The 16,342-nt window shown below is 68.1% G+C and carries 13 protein-coding genes; 4 read left to right on the top strand and 9 right to left on the bottom strand.

Going from position 1 to position 16,342, the window contains the following annotated elements; translation table 11 throughout:
* Positions 1–42: 42 nt before the first annotated feature.
* The 4 genes from uvrA to AB8P05_RS01995 all read right to left on the bottom strand — a co-directional run bounded on the left by uvrA (position 43) and on the right by AB8P05_RS01995 (position 5,284).
* Positions 43–2,910, bottom strand: coding sequence for an excinuclease ABC subunit UvrA (gene uvrA, locus AB8P05_RS02010; RefSeq protein ID WP_472758598.1), 2,868 nt, complete (start codon positions 2,908–2,910; stop codon positions 43–45).
* A gap of 169 nt (positions 2,911–3,079) precedes the next feature.
* Positions 3,080–4,684: a CYTH and CHAD domain-containing protein gene (locus AB8P05_RS02005; protein ID WP_472758597.1), complete on the bottom strand. Its 1,605-nt coding sequence runs from the start codon at positions 4,682–4,684 to the stop codon at positions 3,080–3,082.
* An 82-nt stretch (positions 4,685–4,766) separates the two neighbouring features.
* On the bottom strand, positions 4,767–4,970 hold the full coding sequence (locus AB8P05_RS02000; RefSeq protein WP_472758596.1) for a hypothetical protein: 204 nt from the start codon (positions 4,968–4,970) through the stop codon (positions 4,767–4,769).
* Positions 4,970–5,284, bottom strand: coding sequence for a SixA phosphatase family protein (locus AB8P05_RS01995; RefSeq protein WP_472758595.1), 315 nt, complete (start codon positions 5,282–5,284; stop codon positions 4,970–4,972). The genes AB8P05_RS02000 and AB8P05_RS01995 overlap by 1 nt, the downstream gene beginning before the upstream one ends.
* 190 nt (positions 5,285–5,474) lie before the next feature.
* Here AB8P05_RS01995 and AB8P05_RS01990 point away from each other — a divergent pair, with 190 nt between their 5' ends.
* Together AB8P05_RS01990 and AB8P05_RS01985 are read left to right on the top strand one after the other, a co-directional pair.
* On the top strand, positions 5,475–7,622 hold the full coding sequence (locus tag AB8P05_RS01990) for an RNA degradosome polyphosphate kinase (protein WP_472758594.1): 2,148 nt from the start codon (positions 5,475–5,477) through the stop codon (positions 7,620–7,622).
* Positions 7,623–7,645: 23 nt separating this feature from the next.
* Positions 7,646–9,196: a Ppx/GppA family phosphatase gene (locus AB8P05_RS01985; RefSeq protein WP_472758593.1), complete on the top strand. Its 1,551-nt coding sequence runs from the start codon at positions 7,646–7,648 to the stop codon at positions 9,194–9,196.
* Between the two features lie 68 nt (positions 9,197–9,264).
* Here AB8P05_RS01985 and AB8P05_RS01980 read toward each other — a convergent pair whose 3' ends face one another.
* From AB8P05_RS01980 to AB8P05_RS01960, 5 genes are all read right to left on the bottom strand, one after another.
* The gene (locus AB8P05_RS01980) at positions 9,265–10,029 is read right to left on the bottom strand and encodes an SDR family oxidoreductase (RefSeq protein WP_472758592.1); all 765 of its coding nucleotides are present in this window, start codon (positions 10,027–10,029) and stop codon (positions 9,265–9,267) included.
* A gap of 96 nt (positions 10,030–10,125) precedes the next feature.
* Complete coding sequence (locus AB8P05_RS01975) at positions 10,126–11,310, bottom strand: glycosyltransferase family 4 protein (protein ID WP_472758591.1); 1,185 nt, start codon at positions 11,308–11,310, stop codon at positions 10,126–10,128.
* 127 nt (positions 11,311–11,437) lie between these two features.
* Positions 11,438–12,742 (bottom strand): CCA tRNA nucleotidyltransferase, encoded by a 1,305-nt coding sequence (locus AB8P05_RS01970; RefSeq protein ID WP_472758590.1) that lies wholly within the window; start codon positions 12,740–12,742, stop codon positions 11,438–11,440.
* A 54-nt stretch (positions 12,743–12,796) separates the two neighbouring features.
* Positions 12,797–13,459, bottom strand: a complete 663-nt coding sequence (locus AB8P05_RS01965; protein WP_472758589.1) for a CoA pyrophosphatase — start codon at positions 13,457–13,459, stop codon at positions 12,797–12,799.
* 71 nt (positions 13,460–13,530) lie between these two features.
* Positions 13,531–14,043 carry a DUF1285 domain-containing protein gene (locus AB8P05_RS01960; protein ID WP_472758588.1) on the bottom strand — a complete coding sequence of 171 codons (513 nt, stop codon included), beginning with the start codon at positions 14,041–14,043 and terminating at the stop codon, positions 13,531–13,533.
* Positions 14,044–14,427: 384 nt separating this feature from the next.
* On the opposite strand from AB8P05_RS01960, the gene AB8P05_RS01955 reads away from it, so the two are divergent.
* Both AB8P05_RS01955 and AB8P05_RS01950 read left to right on the top strand, forming a co-directional pair.
* Positions 14,428–15,393, top strand: a complete 966-nt coding sequence (locus AB8P05_RS01955) for an AAA family ATPase (RefSeq protein ID WP_455173049.1) — start codon at positions 14,428–14,430, stop codon at positions 15,391–15,393.
* Between the two features lie 19 nt (positions 15,394–15,412).
* On the top strand, positions 15,413–16,324 hold the full coding sequence (locus AB8P05_RS01950; RefSeq protein WP_472758587.1) for a DUF58 domain-containing protein: 912 nt from the start codon (positions 15,413–15,415) through the stop codon (positions 16,322–16,324).
* Positions 16,325–16,342 lie beyond the last annotated feature (18 nt).

The following is a 16,342-nucleotide window of genomic DNA, read 5'->3' as shown; positions in this document are numbered from 1 at the left end:
TGCGAACTCTGCAGGGGAGAACACGGCGCAGCTTGCGTTTGTTCACGCCCTCTTTCGGGTTGCCGATTTCCGCACTGCCGGCTTCGCCTTCAGGTAGGGGGCGAGGTAGCGGCCGGTGTAGCTGCGCTCCACCGTCGCGACATCCTCCGGAGTGCCTTCGGCGACGATCTCGCCGCCGCCGGTGCCGCCCTCCGGCCCCAGGTCGATGATCCAGTCGGCGGTCTTGATGACCTCCAGATTGTGCTCGATCACCAGCACCGTGTTGCCCTGGTCGACCAGCGCATGCAGCACCTCCATCAGCTTCTCCACGTCGGCGAAATGCAGGCCGGTGGTCGGCTCATCGAGGATGTACAGCGTGCGCCCGGTGGCGCGACGGCTCAGTTCCTTGGACAGCTTGACGCGCTGCGCCTCGCCGCCGGACAGGGTGGTCGCCGCCTGCCCGATGTGGATGTAGCCGAGGCCGACGCGCTCCAGCGTATCCATCTTGTCGCGGATGCCGGGCACCGCCTTGAAGAACTCCTTGCCCTCCTCGACCGTCATGTCCAGCACGTCGGCGATGGTCTTGTCGCGATAGGTGACCTCCAGCGTCTCGCGGTTGTAGCGCTTGCCGTGGCAGACGTCGCAGGTGACGTAGACGTCGGGCAGGAAGTGCATCTCGATCTTGATGACGCCGTCGCCCTGGCAGGCCTCGCAACGTCCACCCTTCACGTTGAAGGAGAAGCGGCCGGGGCCGTAGCCGCGCGCCTTCGATTCAGGCAGTCCGGCGAACCAATCGCGGATCGGCGTGAAGGCCCCGGTGTAGGTCGCGGGATTGGAGCGCGGAGTACGGCCGATCGGCGACTGGTCGATGTCGATGACTTTGTCCAGATGCTCCAGACCCAGCACCGCGTCATGCTCGGCCGGATGTTCCCGCGCCCCCATCAGCTTGCGGGCCACCGCCTTGTACAGCGTCTCGATGATCAGCGTCGACTTGCCGCCGCCCGACACGCCGGTCACGCAGGTGAAGGTGCCGAGTGGAATTTTTGTCGAAACGTTCTGCAGGTTGTTGGCACGCGCGCCCTGAACCTCAAGGAACTGGCCGGGATGGCCGGGTCGGCGGGTATCGGGCACGGGCACGAAGCGGGTGCCGTTCAGATACTGGGCGGTGATGCTGTTGGGGTTCTTCTGAACCTCTTCAGGCCGGCCCTGGGCGATGACGGTGCCGCCATGCTGGCCGGCGCCGGGACCCATGTCGACCAGATAGTCGGCGCTGCGGATGGCGTCCTCGTCATGCTCGACGACGACCACCGTGTTGCCGATGTCGCGTAGCCGCTTCAGCGTTTCCAGCAGCCGATCGTTGTCGCGCTGGTGCAGGCCGATGGACGGCTCGTCCAGCACATACAGCACGCCGGTCAGGCCGGAGCCGATCTGCGAGGCCAAGCGGATCCGCTGGCTCTCGCCGCCGGACAGCGTGCCCGACCCTCGGCTGAGCGTCAGATATTCGAGGCCGACCGCGTTGAGGAAACCGAGGCGCTCGTTGATCTCCTTCAGGATGCGGTAGGCGATCTCCCGATCCTTCGGTCGCAGATGCTCGTTCAGCTCGCTGAACCAAGCACCGGCTCCGGCGATGGACAGTTCCGCCGCCTCCGAGATGTTGCGGCCGCGGACCTTGACCGCCAGCGCTTCCGGCTTCAGGCGAGCGCCCTTGCAGACTTCGCAGGGCTGAGAGGACTGATATTTCGAAAGCTCGTCGCGGGTCCAGGCGCTGTCCGTCTCGCGGAAGCGCCGTTCCAGATTGTTGACGATGCCCTCGAACGCCTTGTTGGTCTGGTAGCGCCGCAGTCCGTCGTCGTAAGTCATGGTGATGGCCGACCCGCCTGAGCCGAACAGGATGGTCTGGCGCACCTTTTCCGGCAGATCCTGCCAGGGCGTGGTCATCGATGCGCCGAAATGCTCGCAGATGCTCTCAAGCGTCTGGTCGTAATATTTGGAGGTCGACCCGGCCCACGGCGCGACGGCGCCCTTGGCGAGAGTCAGCCGTTCGTCCGGCACCACCAGCATCGGGTCGAAATAGATCTTGCTGCCCAGACCGTCGCAGGCCGGGCAGGCGCCGAACGGGTTGTTGAAGGAGAACAGCCGCGGCTCGATCTCCGGAATGGTGAAACCGCTGACCGGGCAGGCGAATTTCTGCGAGAAGACGGTCTGCTCGTTGGTCTCGGCATTCTCGACCCAGACGATGCCGTCGGCGAGCCCCAGCGCGGTCTCCAGCGAATCGGCCAGACGGTTGCCCAACCCTTCGCGCACCACGATGCGGTCGACCACCACCTCGATGTCGTGCTTCAGCTTTTTGTTGAGCGCCGGCACCTCGTCGATCTCGTACATCGTGCCGTCGACCCGCACGCGCTGGAAGCCGCGCTTGCGCAAGTCCTGGATTTCCTTCTTGTACTCGCCCTTGCGGCCGCGGACGAAGGGGGCCAGCAGCAGCAGGCGCGTGCCCTCGGGCATCGCCATGATGCGGTCGACCATCTGGCTGACCGTCTGGCTTTCGATGGGCAGGCCGGTGGCCGGCGAATAGGGAATGCCGACCCGCGCCCACAGCAGGCGCATGTAGTCGTAGATCTCCGTCACCGTGCCGACGGTGGACCGAGGATTCTTCGACGTCGTCTTCTGTTCGATGGAGATGGCCGGCGACAGCCCCTCGATCGAATCGACGTCCGGCTTCTGCATCAGCTCTAGGAACTGGCGCGCGTAAGCCGACAGGCTCTCCACATAGCGCCGCTGCCCCTCGGCATAGATCGTGTCGAAGGCGAGCGACGACTTGCCCGATCCCGATAGGCCGGTGATGACGATCAGCTCGTCGCGCGGCAGATCCACATCGACGTTCTTCAGGTTGTGTTCCCGCGCGCCGCGGACGCTGATATACTTGTTCATGGAGTGTTCTTTTACCCGAAGCTTATCCGGATGGAAAGCGGCAAGCTGCCGAGACGCATGACGAAAAACGGACCGCCTCGTGCAGTCCCCTGCGGAACCGCCGGCCGCCGGCCGGCTGACGATATATGCGCCGAGCGCGCCATTGCCACCGGCGCGCGGCGCGGGTCCGTCATGACCAGAAGGGCGGCACGGCGCGGAAGCGCTTCCACAACTCGGGCAGCGCCTTGCGCCGCTTGTCCGACTGGCGCTCGATCCAGGCGGCGACGGCGGCGGCCGTCTTCGGGTCCGCACCCTTCAGTCCGGCCAGCATGCGGGCGCCGGTGACGGCGTCCTGTTCGGCGTCCAGCGCCGCCTGCAGCGGCTCCAGCGCGGCGAAGAAGGGCAGGGCGGCGGCCTCCGGATACAGGCCGCGGAAGAAGTCGGCGGTGTAGCGCAGGCTGCGCAGCCGGCGGCGCAGCTTGTCGCGCGCCTTGGCATCCTCCGGCGGCTTTGCCGCCTTGCCGAGCTTCGCCATGCGGGCCGACAGCCAGCCGCCGGCCAGCGTGCCGACCGGCGCCGACAGCATGGCACGGCGGTCGCCCTCGGCCTCCGACATCCAGCGGCCATGCTCCAGCCACGCGCCCAATGCCAGGACCATGGTGGTGCAGCCGGGCGCCAGGATCGCCGCCACCGCCTCCCGCGCCGGACCGGCCCCGGCGGAACGGGCGAGGGTCGCCAGCCGGTCCAGCGCCGCGCGGTCGATGCCCGGCAGCGCCGCGGAATCGGCCAGAAGCGGATCGATCACGCCGGACATCAGCACGTCCCACCCCCGCGCCGGCCCCAGCCGCTTCGCCAGCGCCCGGCTTTCCTCCACCAGCCGGTCGGCCTCCGGTGACGCGATCAGCGGCGCGAACAGCCGGTGGGCGATGCGCAGCCGGCGCAGCGCGACGCGCATGCGGTGCAGCCCCTCCACGTCGCCGCCGCCGAGCGCACAAGCCTCGTTGGCGAGGAACTGGCGCAGCGCGTGGCGCAGGATGTGGCGGTAGGCCTCCGCCACCGTGGTCAGCGGCGAGAGGCCCAGCGGCTCCGCTTCCACCGGCGCCGGCGCCCTGCCGGTGACCAGACGAAGCCCGGCCTCCGCCTTGCTTTCGGTGCCGATGCGCATGGGGATGGCAGCCTGCAGGGTCAGCGCCAGATCGAACAGGCTGGCTACCTTCCCCGCCTTCAGCTCCAGTTCCACCTCGCTGATCGGCAGCGAATTGCCGCCGGCATAGACCCGCCCGTCATCCACCGCCATCTCCACCGCCGTCAGCGGATCGGGGCGCAGCAGCAGGGTGGTGCGGCGGAAATCGGTGATGAACAGGCAGTCCAGATCGTCGAGCGCCGCAGCCGGCACCAGCCCGGCGACTCCGGGATCGGTCAGCACGCCGCGGTCCACCGCCTCGCCCGCGACGGTCCAGTCCCACTCCCGCCGCACCGCCACCGCGGCGGAATCGCCGGGGCTGGCGCTGTTGACGGTCTTCAGGGTCTGGACGAAGCGGTCGCCCTCCTGCCGCACGCGCAACGCCACGCCGTTGGCCGCCAGCTTCAGGTTCGGCGTGTCGAAATAGGCGGTGCGTACGCGCCGCGTCTCCGCCGGCCCGTCGGCCAGCGCCAGCAGCGCCGGCAGCGAGGCGACCCGCGCCAGATCCGCCGATGCGGCATGGAGCTTAAGCTCCACCTCGCGGAAGGCGGGGGTGGAGGGCTGCGCATCGGGGACGGCGGACGGGCTGGCGGGCGGAATGGCGGGTGGCAAGGGTCGGCATCCTCCCGAATCCGGCCGAGGCGGCCTGGAATTGAACAGGTGGTTCCGTGGATACTCCAACCGCCGCCGCAGGTTAAGAGAGTTTACGCGGCTGCACAAAATCCGCCAGCCGGCCGGCGCCAAGCTCCAGGTCGGCCCACTGCAGCGTCTCGAAGACCAGCACGGCGCAGGCGCCGGTCGGGAATTTGTCGGCAAGATCATGGCGCAGGCCATGGTCGCCGCTGCCGGTCAGCGCGTTGGCAAGCTCGTGCAGATCCGGATTGTGGGCCACCAGCATCAGGCCGGTCGCCGAATCCGGTACGTCGCGCAGCCGCTCCAGCAGCGTGCGGGCGCCGCACAGATACAGGCCGCGCTCATGCTCCACCGGCGGGTAGGGGGCCCCATCGCCGCCATCACCCGCTTGCGCGTTTCCACCGCCCGCACGGCGGTGGAGCACAGCACGAGGTCGATGTGCGCATGGTGCTTGGCGAGATAGCCGCCGACCAGCGTCGCCGCCTTCTCTCCGCGGGCGTTCAGGGGACGGTCATGGTCGCCCAGCGACGGATCGTCCCAGGAGGATTTGGCGTGGCGCAGCAGGAACAGCGTCTTCATGGCGGGATTCGGTCGGTTTGGGCCGGCCCCGGGGCGGGCGAGGGGGAATGGACGGGGTGGGAGATGACCAAATGGGAGTCCTGAAACCGTAACGCATATGGGATACTCTGTCTGCCCACCATATAACGGTTGCCCGAGGCGCCGCATTGCGGGCCGGGGCATACGGGGTCCCAAGATTTCAGAGGTTGACGTGACGCATCTCCAGGAACTCGAGTCGGTTGGCATCGAGCCCAACGCTCCGGAACGCTTCATCAATCGGGAGCTGTCGTGGCTGGCCTTCAACCAGCGCGTCCTGGACGAGGCCGCCAATCCGAACCACCCGCTGCTGGAGCGGCTGCGCTTCCTGTCGATCTCCGCCAGCAACCTGGACGAATTCTACATGGTCCGCGTCGCCGGCCTGAAAGGGCAGGTGGCCGCCGGCGTGAAGGCGCCCAGCCCGGAGAATCTCACGCCCGCCCAGCAGCTGACCGCCGTCAAGCAGCGCATCGCCGCGCTGATGGACAGCCAGCAGACCATGTGGCGCTCGCTGAAGGAAGAGCTGCGCGAGGCCGGCATCTCCGTCGTCGATCCGGCCGATCTCAGCGAGGGCGAACTGGACTGGCTGGAGGCCAAGTTCCTCGACGACATCTTCCCGATCCTGACGCCCATTGCGGTCGACCCGGCCCATCCCTTCCCGTTCCTGCCCAACCTGGGATTCTCGCTGGCGCTGCAGCTGCACGATCCGGTGAAGGGCCGGCACATCGACGCGCTGGTGCCGCTGCCCTCGCAGCTGGAGCGTTTCCTGCGCCTGCCCGGCTCGGACATCCGCTTCATCCAGCTGGAAAAGGTGGTGATGCAGTTCATCGACCGCCTGTTCCCTCCGTTCCAGGTCAAGGCGCACGGCGTCTTCCGCGTCCTGCGCGACAGCGAGATCGAGATCGAGGAAGAGGCGGAGGATCTGGTCCGCACCTTCGAAAGCGCGCTGAAGCGCCGCCGCCGCGGCAGCGTCATCCGGCTGGCCACCGACAGCGGCATGGCCGCCGACCTGCGCGAATTCCTGCGCCATGAGCTGAACGTCGCGTCGGACGACGTCTTCATCCTGGACGGGCTGATCGGCCTGACCGACACCAAGCTGCTGATCGTGGACGAGCGGCCGGATCTGGTCTTCCGCCCCTTCAACGCCCGCTTCCCCGAGCGGATCCGCGATTTCGGCGGCGACTGCTTCGCGGCGATCCGCCACAAGGACATCGTCGTCCACCACCCCTACGAATCCTTCGACGTGGTGGTGCAGTTCATCCGGCAGGCGGCGCGCGACCCGCAGGTGGTGGCGATCAAGCAGACGCTGTACCGCACCAGCAAGGACAGCCCCATCGTCGCCGCCCTGATCGAGGCGGCGGAGGCCGGCAAGTCGGTGACCGCTCTGGTGGAGCTGAAGGCCCGCTTCGACGAGGAGGCCAACATCCGCTGGGCGCGCGACCTGGAACGCGCCGGCGCGCAGGTGGTCTACGGCTTCGTCGATCTGAAGACGCACGCGAAGGTGTCGCTGGTGGTGCGGCGCGAGAAGAAGGCGCTGCGCAGCTACGTCCATTTCGGGACCGGCAACTACCACCCGATCACGGCGAAGGTCTACACCGACCTGTCCTTCTTCACCTGCGACCCGGCGCTGTGCCACGACGCCGCCGTCATGTTCAACTTCATGACCGGCTACGCCACGCCCAAGGTGCTGGAGAAGATCGCCATCGCGCCGATCACCCTGCGCCAGCGCCTGTCCGACCTGATCGAGGCGGAGATCGCCCATGCCGCCGCCGGCCGTCCGGCCGCGATCTGGGTGAAGCTGAACTCCCTGGTCGATCCGGTCATCATCGACAAGCTGTACAAGGCGTCCCAGGCCGGGGTGCAGATCGACATGATCATCCGCGGCATCTGCTGCCTGCGGCCGGGGGTGAAGGGGCTGTCGGAGAATATCCGGGTGCGCAGCATCGTCGGCCGCTTCCTGGAGCATGGCCGCGTCATCTGCTTCGGCAACGGCCACGGCCTGCCCAGCAACCAGGCCAAGATCTTCATCTCCTCGGCAGACTGGATGACCCGCAACCTCGACCGCCGAATCGAGACCCTCGTCCCCATCGAGAACCCGACGGTGCATGAGCAGGTGCTGGACCAGATCATGGTCGCCAACATGAAGGACGACGCAAGCACCTGGAAGCTCGGCCCCGATGGCGTGTACCATCGTGTCAAGGCTGGCCCTGATGCATTCAGCGCCCATAATTACTTCATGACCAACCCCAGCCTGTCAGGCCGGGGCAGCGCGCTCAGCAGCAAGCGCACGCCGCCGCGGCTCATGCTGCACGCGGTGTCCTGAGGACGGGTGACGGGAGTCTGAGTATGAGCAAGGACAATCGCGCGTCCGCCGTTCCGGGCGACGTTTCCGCCATCTGGAATCCGTCGGCCGGGGGTATGGCGGAGCGCGTCGGCGTGATCGACATCGGGTCCAACTCGATCCGTCTCGTCGTCTATGACGGGCTGACCCGCTCACCGCTCGCCCTGTTCAACGAGAAGGTGCTGTGCGGCCTCGGCCGCGGAGTGGAGAAGTCGGGCCTGCTGAACCCCGACGGCGTGGCCCAGGGTCTTGCCGCGCTGGAACGCTTCGCCACGCTGGCCCAGGGCATGCGGGTGGGCCGGCTGGACGTGATCGCCACCGCCGCCGTGCGCGACGCCCGCGACGGCGCCGCCTTCGTCGATGCCATCCGCCGCCGCGCCGGCCTGACCGTCCGCGTCATCTGCGGGGAGGAGGAGGCGCGGCTGTCCGCCATGGGCGTGCTGTCCGGCACGCCGGGCGCCGACGGCCTCGTCGGCGATCTCGGCGGCGGCAGCCTGGAACTGGTGACGCTCGACCGCGGCGTGATCGGCAAGCAGGTGACGCTGCCGCTCGGGCCCTTGCGGCTGATGGAGGTCGGCGCGACCAAGGGCGGTCCGGCCAAGCTGATCGACCAGCATCTGGAATCGCTGCCCTGGCTGCCGGCGATGAAGGGGCGGCCCTTCTACCCGGTCGGCGGAAGCTGGCGCGCCATCGCCAAGCTGCATATGGAGCAGTCCGGCCATCCGCTGCACATCATCCACCACTACACCATCCCGTCCGCCGACGCGCGGGACTTCACGGCGCTGATCGGCCGGCAGAGCCGTTCGTCGCTGGAGAAGATGGCGGGATCGCGCCGCCGGCTCGACACGCTGCCCTTCGCCGGGCTGGTGCTGGAACGGCTGCTGCGCATCGCCCAGCCGTCGAAGCTGGTGTTCTCCGCCTACGGCCTGCGCGAAGGCCACCTCTATTCGCTGCTGTCGCCGGAAGGCCAGCGGGAGGATCCGCTGATGGCCTCCGCCGCCGACTGGGCGCGGCGCTTCGTGCGGATGGGCGACCCGGCGCTGCTGATGTCCTGGACCGCCGGGCTGTTCGCCGGCGAGGACGACAACGCCATCCGCCTGCGCCATGCCGCCTGCCTGCTGAGCGATGTCGGCTGGGCCGACCATCCCGATTACCGGGCCGAGCACGCCTTCCTGCGCGTGCTGCGCTACCCGTTCCCGGCGCTCGACCATGACGAGCGCGCCTTCCTGGCGCTCGCCGCCCATGCCCGCTATTCGGGCACCATCGACGTGCCGCTGACCACGCCGGTGCGGACCCTGGTGACGGAAGGGCAGGGGATGAAGGCGCTCGTGCTGGGACTGGCGCTCCGCCTTGCCCACACGTTGTCGGGCGGCGCCACGGCGCTGCTGGAGCGGACCAGCCTGAAGGTGGGCGACGGGCGCATCGTGCTGACCCTGCCCGACGACGGCAGCGTACCGGCCGGCGAAGCGGTGCAGCGCCGCATCGACGCGCTCGCCAAGGCGATGAACCTGAAGGGCGACGTGGTCCAACCGCTGCGGCCACAGGCGGCGGAGTAGGGCGGAGCAACAGGACCGACCGCCGAAGACTGGCGGTCGGCCCGAGCCCGTCAGGTCCTGGTGGCCCGTCAGGTCCTGGTGATGGAAACCCCGCCATCCACCAGCAGTGCCGTCCCGGTGGTGAAGCTGGAGGCGTCCGACGCCAGATAAAGCGCGGACTGAGCGATCTCCCGCGGCGTGGCGAGGCGTTTCAGCGCATGAAGCCCCTGGACGAAGGCCAGGGCCTCCGGCGTGTTCGACACCGCCCGGCCCATGGGCGTGTCGGTGCCGCCCGGCAGCAGCGCGTTGGCGCGGATCCCCTGGGGGCCGTATTCGGCGGCGATGACCCGCATCAAGCCGATCAGCCCGGCCTTGCCGGCCGCATAGGCGGCCATTCCCGGAAAGCCGACCGTATGGCCGACGAAGGTGGAAGTGAAGATCAGCGATCCGCCGCCGCGGGCGAGCATCGCCGGAATCTGGTGCTTGGCGGCATGAAAGGCGCTGGTCAGGTTGGTGTCGATCACCTCATGCCACGCCTCTGCGGTCATGTCCGGAATCGAGGTCTGGGCGCCGGTCATGCCGGCATTGTTGAAGGCGATATCCAGCCCGCCGAACCGCTGCGTGGCGACCGCAACGGCTTCGCGCGCGACATCGGCGTCCCTGACATCGCCGGCCACCACGGCCGCTTCGCCGTCTCCGTCCCGGATTTCCTGCGCCAGCCGTTCCAGTTCGCCGATCCGCCGTGCCACCAGCACCAGCTTCGCGCCATGCTCCGCGAACAGCAGTGCAGCCTCGCGCCCGATCCCGGAACTGGCGCCCGTGACGATTGCGATCTTTCCAGCGAGTTGTCCCATATCCGCTCTCCGTCATGATGAACGGTGCGAAAATCGCGAACAGGGGCCATGGCCGGCTATCCGGTTCTTGCTATCGAATTCTCGTTCCGGAGCGGTTCAACCATCACAATCCTTCACCAGGGCAGCGACGCCGTGCGCATAGTTCTGCCAAGTCAGGAGCGACATGGCCGCCGCTCCTGCCGAAGCGATTTCGGCGGCGCGTTTGCGGTCGGTGTAGGCCGCTTCCAGCTTTTCCACGATCTCCTCGACATCGGACTCGCCCCAACCCTCGGCGCCGTAGCGTGTGTCGATCGCGGCCTGGCGGCTGAGAACATAGCAGTTGTCCCGGCCGATCAAGTCCAGATGCCCGGTGTTGGCCGACAGGATTACGGGAACGCCGCAAGCCATGCATTCCATGGCGACCAGGTTGGTGCCGCCTTCACCCCGGTTCGGGAACAGGCCCACGTCGGCCTCGCGCAGGATGCGAGCCATATCGGCATTCGGCACATGTCCCAAATCGAACACCTGGTCGGCACGCAGTCCATTGGCGACAGCCCAGCCGATGACGTCGAACCGTCCGTCTTCCTTGAAAACCGTTGGCGACAGCATAGGATTCGCATCCAGCGTTTTCGCTGATTGCGGCCATGGGCTGTGCCACGCCGTCAGCAGAAGGGCGTCGGAATGCCGTTCGGCAAAGGCCCTGAACGCGGCAAGCACAAGGTCTTGTCCCTTGCGGAATTCCGGCTTTCCACCGGAAAAAACAGTGAATCGGCCATTGAACCAACCGGAGCGCGGGGCAGGGTGGAAATGGGTGGGATCCACGCCCTGCAGGACGACGCGCGACGGAATGCCCGCCGCTGCCAGCCTTTGCTTCACGAATGTGGAACCGGCGACGATCCCGTCGTAGAGTTTCGCCCGCTCCGGCACTTCGGCATCGAATGCCGTATCTTCAAGGTAGCAGACGCCGATCATCGGCCGGCCGATCACGGTGTTCTGTCCGACTGATCTACTGCCGGCCAAGTTGTTTCCCAGCCCGCGCAGCACGGGGACCGATACGGAAATCTCCTGTCCGGAATGCGGCGCCAGTTGTTCGCAGAACGCATTGGAGTTCCGAATGAAGTCCGCGAGCATAGACAGTTCCATCGGAGAGACGGAAATTTCTTCGCCTCGCAGCGGTAGGGAGCATACCGGTGCGTACAGCCCCTCCCGTACCCAGTTCAATACGATGTTGAGCCCGTTGACGCCCCATCCACTATAGCTGGATATTCCCCATTGAATAATGGCGGGTGATAGCGATGGCATGCCTGACATCTCCGTATGAGCGCATTGGAGTTCGCATCATACTGAAATGCTTTTTATAACTTCTCCTTAAACTTGCATTCCGCTGCCGATTGATACCGAGGGATAAGCCGTGCGGTCGGAACTCGCCTTAATGTTTTCCATAATCTTCCTTATGTGTTTTTCGTGTTCCCTTCGGACCGAGATCAGGATGGCAGCCCCCGATCAGGCCGCGCGCCATCTCCAGACACGCATCGCGGCCGGGCTGAAAATCCTCGGCGATCCACCAGCCTTCGATCCGCTTCAGCGTTTCGCCGACGGCCGGGCCACGCGGGATGCCGAGGTCCAGCAGGTCACGGCCGGCAATCGGCAGGCGCAGAGTCGGCAGGTCGCCGGCCGCGGACATCGCCGCGCGCACTGCGGTGAGGTCGAGCGGGCCGTCATGGATGGCGGCGGCAATCAGGAGCAGGTCGCAGAACAGCTCGCCATCACCGACACGATACAGTCCTTTGCGCAGCGCCTTGCAGTCGTCGGACGGCGACAGCGCCACCGGCGGCTCGACCAGCGCCAGCAGCCGGTCGCGCTCATGGTTGGACAGGCGGAGTGCTTCCGCCGCGCGCAACGCTCCCGGACGGTCGCTGTCGAGCACCGCGGCCAGTCGCCGGGTCGGATCGGGGACGATGCCCAGGTCGCGCTCCACCGCGATCAGCCGGTCCAGCCGGCCGGTGTCCATCGCCTCCGGCAGCAGGTGGACCATGATCCCCTGCCCCATCATCAGCCGCCAGACCGCCGCCGCGCAGGGCGCCGTCAGCAGGCGGAACAACTCGCCGCGCACCCGCTCGCCGGACAGCGTCGGCAGGCGCGGCGCCAGCTCGCGGCAGGCGGCCATCGCCTCGGCATCGGGTTCCCCGCGGCCATAATGGGCATGGAAGCGGAAGAAGCGCAGCAGGCGCAGCACATCCTCCTCGATCCGCCGCCGCGCCTCGCCGACGAAGCGGACGCGGCCGGCGGCAAGGTCGGCCAGACCGCCGAAGGGGTCGAACATCGCGCCGTCCGGCGTGCAGCTCAGCGCGTTCATGGTCAGGTCGCGGCGAGCGGCGTCCTCTACCCAATCGTCGGTGAACTCGACGCGGGCATGGCGGCCATCCGTCTCGACATCGCGCCGCAGCGTGGTGATCTCGTAGGGCTTGCCGCCGCACAGCGCGGTGACGGTGCCATGGGCGATGCCGGTCGGAATGACGCGAATCCCGGCGGCATCCAGCAACTCCATCACCCGCTCCGGCGGCGCATGGGTTGCTATGTCGATGTCCTTCACCGGCCGGCCGAGCCACGCGTCGCGCACGCAGCCGCCGACGAAGCGCGCGTCGGCGCCGCCGGCGTCGAGGGCGGCGAACACCGCCCGGCTTTCGGGCGCGGTCATCCAGGGCTGCGGGGACAGGCGTGCGGCGACGGTCATGGCGCGCGACGCTATCCGATTCCCAAGGGTCGATCCACCACCGTCAGCCACCGGTCAAGGTGCGCCCGACGGCGCCCCGCCCTCCCCCGCCTCGCGCGCGGCAGCGCCCAGCACGTCGCGCAGGTTCACCAGCATGCCGGCGGTGGCGCCCCAGATGTAGCGCTGCGGATAGGGGAAGGCGTAGAACCAGCGCGGCTTGCCCAGGAACTCGCGGCTGTGGCGCTGCGGGTTTGACGGGTCGAGGATGAAGGACAGCGGCACCTCGAACACCTCCGCCACCTCGGTCGGGTCGGGCGTCAGGATGAAGGGCGGCGTCACCACCCCCACCACCGGCGTCACCCGGAATCCGGTGCGCGTGACGTAGGTGTCCAGCCTGCCGACGATCTCGATCCGGCCGCGCTCCAGCCCGATCTCCTCCGCCGTCTCGCGCAGTGCGGTTTCCTCCGGGCTGCCGTCCTCCGGCTCCATCCGGCCGCCGGGGAAGCTGATCTGGCCGGCATGGGCGCTCAGCGTCGCGGTGCGCTGGGTGAAGATGACGGTCAGTTCCTCCGGCCGGTCGACCAGCGGGACCAGCACCGCCGCCTCGCGCAGCGTCGCCGGCGGCCCCAGATCCGGGTTCAGGTCGTGATCCCCGCGGATTTTGGCCGCATGCCGGGGCGCCATCCGGTTCGAACGGACCGCGTTCTCCACCGCCGCGTCAATCATATCATCGGACATCTCATCGGACGCCTCGCTGAACGTCTCGCCGGGGTTCATCGCCGGGAAGCGCCGGCGGACCTCCTCCAGGCTCAATCGCCAGGCAGCCTGCCCAGCGCGAAGAAGACCTTGTTGCTCCATAGACCCACCTCGGACTCGCCGGTTTCGGTGCGGCGCGTCTCGCTGCGCTCCACCATGTCGTAGAACACGGGCCGCAGGATAAGCGCCTCCAGCCGGCTTCTGATTTCGATGTAGGGTGCCGGCTCCCCGGTTTCAGGGTTCACGGCGACGCGGATCGGATGTTCGGGGCCGGCCTCCACCCAGTGGTCGAGGTTGGTGCGGAAGGACAGGACCTGATCGGCCCCGCTGCCCGCCACCGTCATCTCCACCGCGACGAACGGCGCGTCCTCCACCACGATGCGGCCGCGCTCCACCGGCGTGACCAGCCAGTAATCGCCGTCGTCCTCACGGCGGAGGACGGTGGAGAACAGCTTCGCCAGTTCGATTCGGCGGATCGGATCGCCATTGTGGAACCAGGTGCCGTCGCGCGCAATGCGGATGTCGTACTGTTCCAGCGTCGGCGTCCGGCCCAGGGCCGCGGGCATATCCGGCGGCGTCTCCGGAACGGGTGGCCCATCTGCGCGCTTGTCTTTCGCCATCGCGTTACCGACCTTCATGGGATTGGGAACCGTTTTGTCCCCCAACATGCGTATTTTCGCCACACTCGACCGTTAGGTCCACTCCAATGGCCCGTCGGCCCTACCCGGTCCGGCAGCGGGATCCGGAAAATGGGTGTCGACAACGCGCAGGAACAGGGCCAACCATGCGGATCCCGTGTTTCCCGTCGCGGACGACCGCGACTGCCACGCCGAACCGGCCCATCCCTGGGCCAGCCCATCATCGGGCCCATCATCGGGGAGCAGCAGACCTTGAGCGCACAGGACATCCTGAGGGGGCAGCCACCCGTGCCGGAGGACCCGCAACGGCTGATGGAGGAGATCGAGGCGCTGGGCGACCGCCTTGCCTCGGTCCGCGACCGCATCGGCCGCGTGATCTTCGGCCAGCAGGAGGTGATCGACCGCACGCTGGTCACGCTGCTGGCGGGCGGCCATGTGCTGCTGATCGGCGTTCCCGGCCTTGCGAAGACGCGGCTGGTGGAAACGCTGGGTATCGTCCTGGGCCTCGCCGAAAAGCGCATCCAGTGCACGCCCGACCTGATGCCCGCCGACATCCTCGGCTCCGAAGTGCTGGAGGAGGGCGACAACGGCCGCCGGTCCTTCCGCTTCATCCCCGGTCCGGTGTTCAGCCAGCTTCTGATGGCGGACGAGATCAACCGCGCCAGCCCGCGCACCCAGTCGGCGCTGCTGCAGGCGATGCAGGAGCATCGCGTATCGGTCGCCGGCCAGTACCATCCCCTGCCCCAGCCCTTCCATGTCCTGGCGACCCAGAATCCGCTGGAGCAGGAAGGCACCTACCCGCTGCCGGAAGCCCAGCTCGACCGCTTCCTGATGCAGATCGACGTGGAGTATCCGGACCGCGAGGCGGAACGCCGGATGATGATCGCCACCACCGGCTCCGCCGACGAGCGCGCGGTGACGGTGCTGTCCGCCGCCGACCTGCAGGCGGCGCAGCGCCTCGTCCGCCGCGTTCCGGTGGGCGAAGGGGTGGTGGACGGCATCCTCGACCTCGTGCGGCGCGGCCGGCCGGAAATGTCGGAACTGATGGAGGTCCGCCAGCATGTCGCCTGGGGTCCCGGACCGCGCGCCAGCCAGTCGCTGATGCTCGCCGCCCGCGCCCGTGCGGTGCTGGACGGCCGGCTGTCGCCGTCGCTGGACGACGTGGTGGCGCTGGCCAAGCCGATCCTGAAGCACCGCATGGCGCTGAATTTCGCCGCGCGGGCGGACGGGGTGACGCTGGACGACGTCATCGACCGCCTCTGCGCGCCCCTGATGTAACCCCCGGAGCGGAGCAGCGATGCCGCGAAGCCCTCAGCAGAAGACCCAGGCGGCGACGACGCTGCTTGCCCGGCATCGCGCGGAGGAGTTGGCCTCCGCCCTGCCCCCGCTTCTGGTCGCGGCGGAACGGGTGGCGGCGACCGTCGCCCAGGGCGTGCACGGCCGGCGCCGCGTCGGGCTGGGCGAGACCTTCTGGCAGTTCCGCCGCTACCAGCCCGGCGACGCGCCGTCGATGATCGACTGGCGCCAGTCGGCCAAGACCCAGCCGGTCTATGTGCGCGAGAACGAATGGGAGGCGGCGCAGAGCGTCTGGCTGTGGCGCGACCGCTCGCCCTCCATGGATTTCCGGTCGGCGACGGGCCTGCCGACCAAGCGCGAGCGGGCCGACCTGCTGACGCTCGCCACCGCCGTCCTGCTGGCGCGCGGCGGCGAACGGGTGGCGCTGCTGAACAGCGGCGTGCGCCCCGACCATGGCAAGACCGCCATCGACCGCATCGCCCGGCTGATGACCGACCCGCGCGCCGCTGCGGCGCCGGACCCTCTGCCGCGGGTGGAGCCCCTGCCCCGCCACGCTCAGACGGTGCTGTTCGGCGACCTGCTGTCGCCCCTGCCGGAGATCCACGCCACCGTCGCCGGCCTGACCGGCCGCGGGCTGCGCGGGCATCTGGTCCAGATCCTCGACCCGGCGGAAGAGACGCTGCCCTATGACGGCCGCGTCGATTTCCATGGGATGGAGGGCGAACAGAATCTGCTGGTTCCCCGGGTGGAGGCGGTGCGCGAGGCCTACCGCGAGCGCCTGAAGGCGCAGCAGGACGGTCTGGCGGCGCTGGCCCGCACCGCGGGCTGGAGCTTCGCCGTCCACCGCACCGACCGTTCCCCGCAATCGGCGCTGCTCACCCTGTGGGGTGCGATGGCGATGGAGGCGGTGTGAAGCGGCGGCCGGCGTCCC

This window comes from Azospirillum sp. VT-I1 (assembly GCF_055698305.1).
Note: the sequence above shows the minus strand (reverse complement) of the source record. Positions and strands in the feature narration are given on the sequence as shown.

Bases quoted from the DNA above. Each gene is read 5' to 3' on its own strand.
- AB8P05_RS01985 (WP_472758593.1), top strand. From the start codon at position 7,646: ATGAGCAAGGACAATCGCGCGTCCGCCGTTCCGGGCGACGTTTCCGCC.
- AB8P05_RS01955 (WP_455173049.1), top strand. From the start codon at position 14,428: ATGGAGGAGATCGAGGCGCTGGGCGACCGCCTTGCCTCGGTCCGCGAC.
- AB8P05_RS01995 (WP_472758595.1), bottom strand. From the start codon at position 5,284: ATGAAGACGCTGTTCCTGCTGCGCCACGCCAAATCCTCCTGGGACGAT.
- AB8P05_RS01960 (WP_472758588.1), bottom strand. From the start codon at position 14,043: ATGCCCGCGGCCCTGGGCCGGACGCCGACGCTGGAACAGTACGACATC.
- AB8P05_RS01950 (WP_472758587.1), top strand. From the start codon at position 15,413: ATGCCGCGAAGCCCTCAGCAGAAGACCCAGGCGGCGACGACGCTGCTT.
- AB8P05_RS02000 (WP_472758596.1), bottom strand. From the start codon at position 4,970: ATGCTGGTGGCCCACAATCCGGATCTGCACGAGCTTGCCAACGCGCTG.
- AB8P05_RS01975 (WP_472758591.1), bottom strand. From the start codon at position 11,310: ATGCCATCGCTATCACCCGCCATTATTCAATGGGGAATATCCAGCTAT.
- AB8P05_RS01980 (WP_472758592.1), bottom strand. From the start codon at position 10,029: ATGGGACAACTCGCTGGAAAGATCGCAATCGTCACGGGCGCCAGTTCC.
- AB8P05_RS01965 (WP_472758589.1), bottom strand. From the start codon at position 13,459: ATGTCCGATGATATGATTGACGCGGCGGTGGAGAACGCGGTCCGTTCG.
- uvrA (WP_472758598.1), bottom strand. From the start codon at position 2,910: ATGAACAAGTATATCAGCGTCCGCGGCGCGCGGGAACACAACCTGAAG.
- AB8P05_RS01970 (WP_472758590.1), bottom strand. From the start codon at position 12,742: ATGACCGTCGCCGCACGCCTGTCCCCGCAGCCCTGGATGACCGCGCCC.